Here is a 13,267-nt window from a genome sequence, read left to right as displayed (position 1 = left end):
AAACGATAAGATTGACCATATGCCATTAAGGTATATGGTCAATTTTTATGAGCTTAGAACATATTTGCGCAGAGAACTTAATGAGTCACCTCATGGGCTTAGTACGGACTACGTAAGCCAGCCTAGTAAGAATCTTTCAAATCTATTGCAGATAACCATAAAAAATGAATTAAATGACGGTTTCATTAGCTCTTTTTTATAATTTAAATAGAGACTTTTAATAATTTGATTTTCATAATAAAGGTACATGCACTTAAGAGCTCCGCAAGAATAATTGGGGCATCGAAATTAGCGGAGCTTTCTGCTAAAATGGAGGATGCGGGTAAGACCGGTAATGTTGAAGAAATAAAGGAAAACACCGGTGAACTTCTTACCCTGTACAGGCAGTATACGGAAAAACTGAATAAACTGTCTGAAGGTGAAAGCGACAGAAACAGGGAAAAGTGCGATGAAGCGACCATAAAGGAAGCCTATGAAGCTCTTAAGGAATCTGCTCCGGACATGGATTATGATTCTTTTGAGATGGTGCTTCTTAATATTAGGGAGTATGACTGTGGAGAAGAGCATAATGACAGATTTGAGAGGCTCTACAGGAAAATGAAGGATCTGGATTGGGACGCAATAGTCGAAATTTTAAACGAAGTCTGATTCGCTAAAAGAGAACAATAATCAGGAGGAAATTTTTACATGAAAAGCATACTGGATTACGAGACAGTATCATTAATTGATGAGGATGATGCGATTGAAATTATAGATCAGACAAAGCTTCCGGGAACCATTGAACTTATAAGACTGCGCACCGGAGAAGAAATTTGGAATGCGATTTATCTGCTGCAGGTTCGTGGCGCACCTGCTATCGGAGTGGCTGCCGGATTTGGTCTGTATATTCTTATGAAGCATTCGAAGGCTGCGTCCTATGAGGAATTTATGAAGGAACTTAGAGAAAAGAGCGACTATCTCAATTCCTCAAGACCTACGGCCGTTAATCTTTCATGGGCATTAAAACGCATGGAGAGTCACGTTGCTAAAACTGCAGATGAAATGGGTATTAAAGAGAATGCATCCGGTGCAGACTTTGACATAAATACTCTTATCGAGGCTATGCGTGATGAATCAGAACGTATAAAGGCGGAAGATATCGATGTCTGCAGGAGAATCGGTGAAAACGGACTTACGCTTATTAAGGATGGCTTTGGGCTTCTTACACATTGTAATGCGGGACAGTTATGCGCCTGCAAGTATGGTACGGCTACAGCGCCTATGTATCTTGCACATGAGAAGGGCTACAACATCAGAGTTTACTGCGATGAGACAAGACCTTTGCTTCAGGGTGCAAGGCTCACAGCATTTGAGCTTCAGTCAGCCGGAATTGATACGACACTTCTCTGTGACAATATGTCCGCATCCCTGATGAAAAGCGGCGCCATTGATGCTATTTTTGTTGGCTGTGACCGCGTTGCTGCAAATGGAGATGCTGCAAATAAGATTGGAACAAGCGTTGTTGCAACGGTGGCTAAAAGATATAACATTCCTTTCTATGTTTGCGCACCCACATCAACTATAGATATAAGTACCAAGACGGGAGCAGATATCAATATTGAGCAGAGAAAGCCGGAAGAAGTTACAGAGATGTGGTATAAGGAGAGAATGGCTCCTGAGGGCGTAAAGGTCTACAATCCTGCTTTTGACGTGACTGATAATGAACTTATCACAGGCATTGTCACTGAATATGGAATTTTGAGAGCTCCTTATGATGTTAGCATAAGCAAATTGTTCCAGAATAAATAATTAGTAATAATTCCTATGAATCGATGGTTACATTTTCATGACTTCTTGAACGCAAAAAGGTAAAAGCGTTCAAGAATCCTGCGTTCCGCAGGACACGCCCCTCGCTTTGCGAGGGCCTGGTCCAGTACGATTATTGAATTTCTGAGGAAATTCAATAATCTATAGCTTGTTGCACTTGATGCGCTGAGTGTGGGAGTGCATAAAGATTTACAACCGATGTGCACGGATCAGAATTTACCTGATCTGTGCACATCGGTTTTTTTAATATTTCAAAATAAAAATAATCAGAAAAATATTATAAAATATCCATAAATTCACACAATTTCGTTGAGCGCTTTTTTTTTAGGTGTTAGAATGATTATGAGAGATTATACGTATTTTATAATAATAAAGTTAAAAATAAATTTTGTTCATTTAATCATATGATGCAGGAGACAAAAAGTGCATTTTGTTACTGCTATCATACTATGTGAGGCATCAGGAATGGCTGTCGTAACTGTCGATGAGGATAAAAGTTTATATCAGCCGGATTTAATAGCAAATGAGCTTCTTTTGATAAAAAAGCAGGGCGGGAATTCTGATGAATATAAGGATAAGCATTACAACATCTACCAGCTCGCTGAAATAAGAAAGGGGCTGTCCACTGGCGTGGATGTTAGCCTGTATGCTAAACCGGATATTCCATGGAATGAAATGGAGGAAATAAGACTTGAACTCCAGAGTGGTATCGATATGTCCGCCTATCGCGAAGCGGGATTTGATATTATGCAGCTGGCTGAGATAAGAGAAGGCCTGGCGACAAATATGGATGTTTCGGAGTATGCAAGACCTGAGTATTTTGCTGATCAGATGAAGCAGATAAGGCTTGGTCTGGCAGCTGATGTCCCGGTAATTTTTTATCAGGACCCAAGATATAACTGGCTTCAGATGGCAGAGATCAGGATAGGACTGGAGCACGGTACAGACATATCACAATATGCCAATATTGAGCTGCCTTATATGAAGATGCGTGTTGTCAGGGAAAGCCTTGAGGACGGATTGGAGCTTGATGAAAGAACCATAAGAATGAAAGATGCTGCAACCCTTGAACAGATACATATCGCATATAAAGAAAAAATAGATATATCAGAATATGTTAAGAGGAATTTTGATGCCGAACAGCTTGAGCAGATAAGAAAAGCTAAAAAGGAAGGCATAGAGGACGTAGAACGCTATTTCCTCTTTGGAATGCGTGGAGAGTGCATGCATGAAGTCCGTAAGGGACTTGAGCAAAACCTTGACGTTTCAGTATACGCTGATGAAGCATATAGCTGGAAACAGATGAGAGAACTTCGACTGGGACTTGAACATCAGATAGATGTTACTCCCTATGCAAAGCCTCTTTATCGTGCAGATCAGATGCGCGAAATAAGGCTTGGCATAGAAGAAAATCTTGATGTAAATCTTTATAAGAGTATGGTTCATCCGGCACAGGAAATGAGAATCATGCGTGAGTGGCTTGCGGAAGGTAAAACGCTTCCAAGCAACTTAAGTAAGCTGTTCTCAGGCCAGCTTCAGGAAGAGATGGATCGTCCGGCAGACGAGGATGTGAAGGCCTGGCAATTCCTTCAGACTGAAGAGGGAAGGCTTATAGATATTTCAGAGGACAGGATGAAGTGCTATTTTACAATACCCCTTGGGGCGAAGGGAGCATCCTATACTCTTGAAAAAATAATAAAGCTTTTATTTGCCGCAAAAGTAAGACGCGGTGTTAGCAGAAAAGCCATTGAAGCGATGATTGAAAACAAAAAATACGGTGTTAAAACCCTCGTTGCCCAGGGTAAGCAACCGGTCAGCGGTACTGATGGATATTATGATTTTCTCATTAAACTAAGTGAGGAGATCCTTCCGGATATGAGTAATGGCGAAAGCGCTGATTTTTCAATGGTCAAGGTATTTGATGAAGTTAAGATAGGAGATAAAATTGCCATATACCATCATGCAACTCCCGGTGAGGATGGTTTTGATGTCACAGGAAAAGTGTTAAAAGCAAAAGCCGGAAAAGGTAAACCTATTCTGAAGGGACAGGGATTTATGCTGCTTGGTGACAAGCAGACCTATGTGGCTTCGCTGACAGGATTTGGAAGAATTCAAAATGGTGATATCAGAATTGATAAAGCCAAGATATATGATTCTCTCGTGAATGTAAAAGAGAAAATCAGCTACGAGGGCACCATATGGGTAAAAGGTGATGTAGATAACGCTTATATCACAGCTAAAGGCGATGTTTTAGTTGACGGAAGCGTAACTTGTGCCGATATACATGCTGGAGGAAGAGTTGTAGTAAGAAAGAGCATTGTAGGTAATGTGAATGACAGAGCTTCCATTTCTGCAGGAGGTCTGGTGGCAGCAGCTCACCTGGATACAACCAATGTAAAATGTAAAGGTGATCTTATTTCCAATGACTGCCTTAACTGCAATGTTTCTGCAGAAGGCAAGGTCCTTATGCTGGGAGAAAAAGGCCTTATAAGCGGCGGTGTTGTTACTTCCTTAAGAGGTGTAGAGACGGCGGTGCTTGGCAGCAAAACCGTGAAAGAGACGGTTATAAGGACCGGTGTAACAGAAGAACTTGATTACGAATACCAGAATATTTTACGTAATGTCAGCCGCTTATATTCTGAGATCAAGGTATATGAGCAGCAAAGAGCAAAGCTTGGAACTTTTAATGACAACACAAATAAACAGGCGCTGCAGTTAAAGATTAAAGTAAATGCAGAGTCGGCTTTAAAAGAGGCTGAACTTGAAAATCTAAACATTCGAAAGAAGTCCATCGAGAGTGAAATTGATTCTGTAAAGGATGCAAAAGTAATTGTATCCAGACTCGTATTTAATGGAACAACAGTAAAGCTGGGGAACAGAGTTTTAAGAGTGCATGACACAATGGAGACTTCAAGAGGTATTACGTTTGTAGGAAAAGATGGCAATCTTGTGATGCTTGATGGGGAAAAACCGATAGCAAGGAGCTAAAACTGTGGCTGATAAGAGTATTCTGATTGTAGATGATACTGAAATAAATAGAGGCATTCTTAGTGAGATTTTCAAGGAAGATTACGGAATCCTGGAGGCTGAGAACGGCAGAAAAGCATTGGAAATAATTGCCCGTCAAAAGAGCCAGATAGCCGCAATCCTTCTTGATATTGTCATGCCTGAGATGGATGGTTTCAGACTTTTGGAAGAACTCTTCAAGCATAAGATACCTGACAGAATACCGGTTCTTATGATAACTGCCGACAATTCAGCTGATACTGAGAAAAAGTGCTATGACAACGGCGCCAGTGATGTAATTCACAAACCTTTTGATACGGTTATAGTAAAACACAGAGTTAAGCGCGCAATAATGCTTAACATGAATAAGCAGGAACTGGAACAGAAGGTAAATGATCAGACAAAGGTTCTTAAAAAACAATACCTCGTCCTTAAAAAGCAGGAAGAGAGGTTAAGGGAAACTAACAGTAGAATTATTGATACAATCTGTACCATAGTAGAGTTCCGTAATCTGGAATCCGGTTATCACTTAAAAAGGATCAAAGGCTTTGTTCAGATACTTGCTAATGTGGCTATGAGGAATTACCCGGAATTCGGGCTGACACCTCATAAAATAGAGGTTATTACTAATGCAAGCGCCATGCATGATATAGGAAAGATAACTGTTCCTGATGCTATTTTGCTAAAACCCGGAAGACTTACACCTGATGAATTCGACATTATGAAGTCCCATACCACAAGAGGCTGCGAGATAGTAAAAATGCTTGCAGATCTGCAGGATAAGGAATACCTGGAAGTCAGCTATGATATTTGCAGACACCATCATGAAAAATATGATGGAAAAGGTTATCCCGACGGACTTAAAGGAGAGGAAATCTCAATTGCAGCGCAGCTTACATCTCTTGCGGATGTTTATGATGCGCTTGTCAGTGATCGTGTGTATAAATCGGCCTTTGCACCAAGTAAGGCCTATGAAATGATAAAAAATGGTGAAAGTGGAATCTTTTCCACCAAAATGCTTGCATGCTTTGATATAGCAAGACCTGAGATGGAGGCAATGGTTGCGCGTACCAAGGCAGAAGAGGAGGCTAACCTTGCCGCGGGAGGCGGAGGGATACTTAGCCAGTAAGGTGCAAATTTACGTTTGGCCTTTACACCATAAAATATAAAGATAATTGCCCCCCTCAGGTTGGTTTTTAAACATCCTGAGGGGGTGTTTTTAAGCAGAGCAGACTTCTTCACTAACTTGTTAATTGAGGCGAGATTTGATAATATTGTTGTGCAGTTAAACTATGGTTAAATTGTTTACTGAATTTATATAAGTATTCGGGAAGCAAAAATCATACTGCAAAAATGATTTTTTCGGGGGAGAAGTTCATTGAAAACTATACTTGACACTTTGCAGGAGTATACTGCAAAGGCTGCTGATAAGCAGATTCTATTTGACGAAGTTTCAGTAAAGGGAATCACCTATCGTCAACTCAACGAAATGAGCGGCAAAATATATGCCTGGCTAAAAAGCCAGGGAATAGGGAAGGAAGATTTTGTACTTATCAGACTTCCTCGCGGCGTAAAACCTGTTATCGCAATGATAGGCATATGGAAGGCAGGTGCCGCATGGGCTTTGGTAGAGGATACTTATGCACCGGAGAGAATAGAATATATTCGCAACGACTGCGGATGTAAGAATGAAATTTCTGTTGCAAACTGGGAAGAAATAATGAGGCTTGAGCCTCTCGAAGGCCATGAGAAAACTGATGAACACGATGCTGCCTATGCAATTTATACTTCAGGCACTACTGGTAAGCCTAAGGGAGTGCTTCATGAATTCGGTAATTTGCAGAGGGCGATAGATTCAGTAAGCGTTGATGGCAGAACTCCTTTTAATGAAAATGACAGCCTTGCGACACTGGCACCAATGAACTTTGTTGCGACGGTCATTGTAATTTTGTGTGCTCTTAATGTATTTTGCGGCAAAAATTATATTGTTTCCTATGAAACAATAAAAAATCCCGGCGCACTTGCCATGTTTTTCCTGAAAAAGAGAATAACCATCACATTTCTTACACCATCATATGTCCGGAAGATTGGTAAAAATACCGGACCTTTCCTTAGAATGCTCTTTGTGGGAAGTGAGCCTGCAAATGATATTTACCTTGATAACGTTGATATCATCAATATATATGCCTCCAGTGAAAGCGGATTTGCTGTCGGCTTTTTCAAGATAGATAAAGCTTATGAAACCTGCCCGATTGGATGGCCTCAGGTTGATACTAAAATATATCTGAAGGATGAAAATGGAACTGATGTACCTCAGGGAGAGATGGGAGAAATCTGTTATGAGAACCCATATGTAAGAGGATATATCAATCTTCCGGAAGAAACAAAAAAACATTTCAAAAATGGATTATATTATTCAGGAGATCTTGCAAGAATTGATGAAAATCGGAATCTGCTGATTCTTGGCCGTCTTGGGGATATGATCAAAATAAACGGTAACCGTATTGAGCCTGCTGAAATTGAGGCGGCAATTAAGGAAGAGCTTGGGATAGACTGGTGCGCAGTGCGCGGATTTGATAAGGATGGCAAGAGCTTTTTGTGCGCTTATTTTACCGATGATATGGAAGTTGACTCAGCTGTTGTCCGCAAAAATCTGCTGAAAAGATTACCATATTATATGATCCCCTCATATTTTATGAAAATCGATAAAATTCCCATGAAGGCTAACGGAAAGTTTGACAGACCAGGGTTGCCTCAGCCTGATATAAGTAATTTTGTAAGTGATTATGTGGCACCTTCAAATGATGTTGAAAAAACAATCTGCGAAGGAATGGAAAAGGTATTAAAGCTGTCAAAAGTAGGCGTTAATGATGACTTCTATGAACTTGGTGGAGATTCTCTTTCATCAATAGAGCTTATAACTGTTTGTCAAAAGAGCCTGAAAAGCTTGAATGCAGGGATTGTATTTAGAGGAAGAACCCCAAAAAACATAGCTCAGATTTACTCTGAGTCATTGGCTGAATGTGATGGTGATTCGGATGAACTTAACCGCATGGCTATGGGGTGTATGCATCCACTTACCGCTGAGCAGCTGTACATGATTGATTATCAGCTTTATACACCGAATTCAACTATGTATAATCTGTTTTCGCTTATGAAGCTTGATAAGGATGTTTTTACTGCAGAACAGCTTTGCGAAATAATGGAAAATGCGATTAAGGCACATCCCGCTCTTCTCACAACTCTTCATTTTGATAGTGAAGGCAATTTGTATCAAAAGTATACACCTGAGATTTTTCAGAAAATCTATCCGGAAAAAGTGTCGGAATTCGAATTTGATTATATAAGAGATACATTGGTGTTCCCGTTTAAAATTGTGGCCGGAAGAATGTACAGATGCCGTGTGTTTGAAACAGAAAAGGCTTTATATGTTTACTTTGATGTTCATCATTCATTGTTTGACGGAACGAGTCTTAAGGTCTTTCTTAATGGCATAAAAAATGTATTTATGGGAATGCCGGTAGAGCCTGATTATTACTATCTGTTTCTTAAGCGTAGGGAGGATGTTGTACATACAGATTTTTATCAGGAATGTAAGAAGTACTTTGAAGATAAGTATGATCATATAGAATGGGTAAGTTATCCGAAGATAGATCATGAGAGCCGGGAAAATAAAATGGGCGAATTGCTTGTGCCACTTGGACTTATGGAAGCAGAGATGAATGCAATGGAGAGGACATATAAAATCAGTCGTAATGAGTTTTTCATTACGGTAGCCATGCTTTCCATCGCTGTATACAATCGTGCTTCTGACATTAAGATCAGCTGGATATATAACGGACGAGAAGATATTCAGAATATGACCACTGTAGGACTATTGTTCAGAGATTTGCCTGTTGCTCTAAGGCTCAAAGATGATGATTCAATTCGTGACATATTTACAAAGGTGCATCAGCAGGTCCGTGATGGAATAAAATACAGCTGCTACCCTTATGTAGATATTAATAACAGGGTCGCTGATAATGAAGTGGCTTATCTTTTATATCAGCAGAATATCCGTGATATGGGAGGCAGCAGCGATTTTGATATTGAGACTGTTGATGTTCGCCAGAATAAAGCTGCATCCCAGACTATTCTTGATATGGAAATCCTCGATGGAGAGGAAGGACTTCAACTTATGATTGATTACGCTGCCAGCCGCTATGAAGCTGAGAGTATAGAGAAATTCAAGGATATTTATGTGAAAATGGGCCAGGTTCTGGCAACGCATCACTCCCAGGCTGACGTAACAATAGGCGAGATTAAGAAAATGCTTTTCGATAAAAAATCCTTCTTTGAAGTAATTAAGTTTTATATAGAAGAGAGCATTAAAGTCAGCAAAGGAGCTTAAAATTGAGTAGTATATATCGGGAAAAAAAGCTTGGGCTGGAGAATGGACTGACCTTGGATGCAAAACCTGATAGGGTACCTGCGCATGAAATGGAACCGAGGTTGGAAAATGGATTGACCTGGGATGCGGAATCTGAGCAGGAGAGGACACTTACTCAGGAAAAGGAATTGGCTCAAAAATTTACATTCTGGTCATTTTTTAGATTTATAGCTCCGAGTATTTTCGTCTTTGTATTTATAGCTGTTTATCAAATTGTAGATGGTCTTTTTATAGAAAAATTTATAGGGGATCTTGCGATTGCATCAATTAATCTCTATTTTCCAATAATTACCATGATAATAGCTGTTGGAGTTATGATAGGAACCGGCGGCAATGCCATGATAGTTTTAAAGGTCGGAGAGGGGAAAAGGAAGCAGGCAGGCGAGACATTTTCGCGAATTATTGTTTTTTCCGTTTTGCTTGGACTGGCTATTACAGTATTGTTGCTTTTGTTTGCGGATTCCATAATGCGGCTATGTGGAGCTACGGATGGAAATATTATTTATCTAAAGCCTTACTACATTACTATGAGCTGTTTTGTGGTAACAGTGCTGCTGCAGTCTGAATTTGGAATTCTGATAATAGGAGAGGGAAAATCCGTTGTTGCTGCAGTGGTTATAGTTGTGGGAGGAACCCTCAACTGCGTTCTTGACTATGTTTTTATGAAACATCTGAATATGGGCATAAGCGGGGCAGCGATAGCTACGGTGATAGGTTATTCCAGTACGGTCATTTATGCTATTTGGTTTTATTGTATAACAAAGAAAAGCTCATATACATTCGAGCTGGCAAAGCCTGATTTTCAGGAAATCATCGAAGTTTGTTACAATGGTTCATCTGATATGGTTGCTAATCTAGCGCAGGCGGTCACAGTATTATTTTGTAATCATCTGGCATACAGATATTACGGTGAGACAGGAGTGAGTGCACTTGCGGTTGTAACTTATATTCAGGTATTTATCATGATGGTATTCATGGGGGTGACATCTGCAGTAGAACCTGTTTTTTCATTCAATTACGGAAGTGGTAATATCGAGAACAGGAAAAACGCATTTAAATTCGGGATGATATGGTCTGTGATACTGGGAACAGGGTGCACATGGCTTCTTTTTATTTTTGGAAGACAGATAGTCAGTATATTTTTTACACCGGGAACCGGATTTTATGAAATCGCTTATACAGGCTATATTTTGACACTCCCCGGATGCCTGTTCGTAGGTATAAATATTTTGGGATCAGGCATATTTACTGCATTTTCAAATGGGATGATTTCAGCTATGCTTTCGGGGCTCAGAACCTTTGTGATTCTTACTGCCTGTCTTTTTGGACTTTCGGCACTTATGGAAGGAGAAGGCTTGTGGCTGGCATGGGCTGTGGCAGAAGCTATCAGCCTTATATTAACAGTCTTTGTCTTGAGAAAATATAAAGACAAATATAATTATTTGTAGAGTTTGCCGTGTGAATGTTATATGAATTTGTAGTTCTTGTCTCAAGAACGCTATATATTAAAGGAATCCCTATTATGTAGTTCTGAAAAGTGAGTTTTATTTAAAGGAAGTTCCTTTATGTAGATCTTTTAATAAGGGTTAAAAAAGCGAAAAACTGAAGTTCCCCGGCTTCGGTTTTTCGCTTTTTACACACTTTTTCTAATGCCCACTTTATGCAAGCACAATGACATTATGATGTTTTAATTTCATCATCATTTTTATAAATTGTTCTGATACTCATCATGACTTAAAGAACTGCATCGCTTCATTAAGCTGATCAGCAATATCCTTAAGGTTATTAGCTGAAGCGGCAAGTGTTGTAACAGTGGCAGACAGCTCCTGCATGGAAGCTCCTGTCTCCTCTGATGAAGCAGCATTTTCTTCTGAGATAGCTGAAAGAGCACTCATGGTATCAACAACGGCGTTCTTGGAGGAATCACAAGTGTCAGCGCCTTCAGAAATCAGGCGAACACCTCCAACTGTACTTCCGATATCATCAAGCATTCCATTGACGGCATCAAGTGTCTCACCAAGAGCGATCTGCTGTTCATTGTTGCCCTGTCTTACATCCTCAGCTGCAGTAACCGCTGCATCAGACTGATCAAGCAAAAGTTCCATCTCTTTTCTGATTTCATCTGCCATCTGCTTTGAATCTTCGGCGAGCTTACCGATTTCTTCAGCAACAACCGCAAAGCCCTTACCTGCTTCGCCGGCTCTGGCAGCTTCTATGGAAGCATTAAGAGACAAAAGATTCGTCTGTGTTGCAATGGAGGTTATTCCTTCAACCTTCTCGCTGATAGTATTAACAGCATCTTTGGTAGCTCTGATTGTCTGGGAAATATCATCAATCTTGGCTGTCATTTCAGTAGAAGATTCCTGCAAAGAATGAAGTGACTTGCTGGAAACCTCTGATGCCTCCTTCATCTTCTGAGCAATATCGGAAAGGTCATCTGTAGAAGTCTGGACACCTGCTACTGCATCTCCGATTCTTCCGACATTCTCGGATGCTGACTGAATCTCATCAGCCTGCTGTGTAGCACCGGATGCGATCTCCTGAACTGCATTAGATACATCCTCTGCTGTCTGAGAAATCTGATTAGCCATATCAGAAAGTTCTGTTGATGATTTTCCAACGTCAGATGCAGACATTTTTATATTGTTAACAATTGCATCAAGTTTTTCTATAACAGAATTGGTAGAGTTTGAAATAGCACCAAACTCATCTTTTCTTTTATCAAACTTTTGAACCTTTACAAAACGACCATCTGAAAGAGCATCCAATGATTCTTCAACAGCTTTAATCGGTAATGTAAAGCTTTTTGCCATAACAAAGGATATAATCACAGCTACTACTAAAAGAATCAGTCCAACAATTATAACAATAATCGCAGACCTTCTTGCAGAGCTCATGATAACTGCAGCATCACCTGATGTTACAACAACAAATCCTGAACGGGCTTCTTTTGTATATGCCATGTAATTAGTACCATATTTAGTGGATGATTTATAAAAGCCCTGATCAAGCCCTGATGTATAGAACTCTGAAGATGACACATCAACCTCTTCATGTTTTCCATCACCAATCTCATACTCAGCATGTGCAGCAACCTGTCCGTTTCTATCAACTACAAATGCTGTTTTTGCGTTATTTACAAGAAGCTCATGGAGGTTATCAAGGTCATAGTTTCTATGAACAATACCAATAATTGTGCTGCCATTCTTAATAGGAGTCGAGAATGTGATCATTCTTTTGCCTGTAGTTTTGCTAACTGTTATATTGGAAACAAAATCTTTTCCTGCCATGGCTTCTTTAAAGTACTCACGGTCTGATACATCTATACAGTCACCTGTTCCTCTGGCTATCTGCATACCTGTATCGTTGGTTATTGCTGTATTCTGTCCATCATTTAGAACCATATCATACTCATAAAGAGTAGCCTGAACTGCATCAAGAGGAATACCGGCGCCCCCTATAACATATTGAACTATAGTAGGGTTACTGGCTATGCTTCTGACCATATTAAAATTGACATCTAATGTTTTTTCAAAATTCTCATTCACATATTTAGCCTGCCACTCAAGCGATTCCTGAGCATCAGCCAATGCTTTATTAGTAGATGTTATGTAGCTTACGATAATCGCAACTACAAGAGGAACAACTGTAACTAGCATCATTACAATTATGAGTTTTGTTTTTACACTGTCCCAAAATCCAATTTTGTTATTATCCATGATAATTCCTCCAGATCTATGGCAAACAATTAATACAGTTCATAACAATGATTATACTATTAGGATTATCGGTAAATGGTTAAATTAATTCTAATTTAATAGATATTTAATTTATTTACATTTTCTTTTTAATTTCTTTATGAATTCAGAAATATAGCAGCCTCTGATTAACTTATTTGAGGGATTCTTGGAGGGGAATTAATTAACGTGTGAAAGGCGCACGAAGTCCAGGGGACTTCGGCTTTGCGCCGACCGGAGCGAAGCGGAGATCGAACCCGTTCGAAGCCGATAGGCGTAGAACAAAAAA

The 13,267-nt window shown here is 39.8% G+C and carries 7 protein-coding genes; 6 read left to right on the top strand and 1 reads right to left on the bottom strand.

All coding sequences use genetic code 11. The annotated features are described in order from the left end of the window. Window positions 1-225 precede the first annotated feature (225 nt). From G622_RS0109525 to G622_RS0109500, 6 genes are all read left to right on the top strand, one after another. Window positions 226-648 carry an Hpt domain-containing protein gene (locus G622_RS0109525; RefSeq protein WP_026510526.1) on the top strand — a complete coding sequence of 141 codons (423 nt, stop codon included), beginning with the start codon at window positions 226-228 and terminating at the stop codon, window positions 646-648. 39 nt (window positions 649-687) lie between these two features. Continuing rightward, window positions 688-1,788 (top strand): S-methyl-5-thioribose-1-phosphate isomerase, encoded by a 1,101-nt coding sequence (gene mtnA, locus G622_RS0109520; protein ID WP_026510525.1) that lies wholly within the window; start codon window positions 688-690, stop codon window positions 1,786-1,788. 441 nt (window positions 1,789-2,229) lie between these two features. Next, a complete protein-coding gene (locus tag G622_RS0109515) occupies window positions 2,230-4,794 on the top strand; it encodes a DUF342 domain-containing protein (RefSeq protein ID WP_026510524.1) in 2,565 nt (854 codons plus the stop codon). Between the two features lie 4 nt (window positions 4,795-4,798). Continuing rightward, a complete protein-coding gene (locus G622_RS22400) occupies window positions 4,799-5,941 on the top strand; it encodes an HD domain-containing phosphohydrolase (protein ID WP_044915663.1) in 1,143 nt (380 codons plus the stop codon). 249 nt (window positions 5,942-6,190) lie between these two features. After that, complete coding sequence (locus tag G622_RS0109505; protein ID WP_026510523.1) at window positions 6,191-9,202, top strand: AMP-binding protein; 3,012 nt, start codon at window positions 6,191-6,193, stop codon at window positions 9,200-9,202. 2 nt (window positions 9,203-9,204) lie between these two features. Next, on the top strand, window positions 9,205-10,689 hold the full coding sequence (locus tag G622_RS0109500; protein WP_026510522.1) for an MATE family efflux transporter: 1,485 nt from the start codon (window positions 9,205-9,207) through the stop codon (window positions 10,687-10,689). 279 nt (window positions 10,690-10,968) lie between these two features. Here the strand turns inward: G622_RS0109500 and G622_RS0109495 are convergent, their stop codons facing one another. Further along, window positions 10,969-12,960: a methyl-accepting chemotaxis protein gene (locus G622_RS0109495; protein WP_044957442.1), complete on the bottom strand. Its 1,992-nt coding sequence runs from the start codon at window positions 12,958-12,960 to the stop codon at window positions 10,969-10,971. Between the last annotated feature and the right edge of the window lie 307 nt (window positions 12,961-13,267).

The organism is Butyrivibrio sp. LC3010 (assembly GCF_000424385.1).
Classification (GTDB): Bacteria; Bacillota; Clostridia; order Lachnospirales; family Lachnospiraceae; genus Butyrivibrio.
The sequence above is the reverse complement of the archived record's forward strand: the minus strand, read 5'-3'. Positions and strand labels throughout refer to the sequence as shown.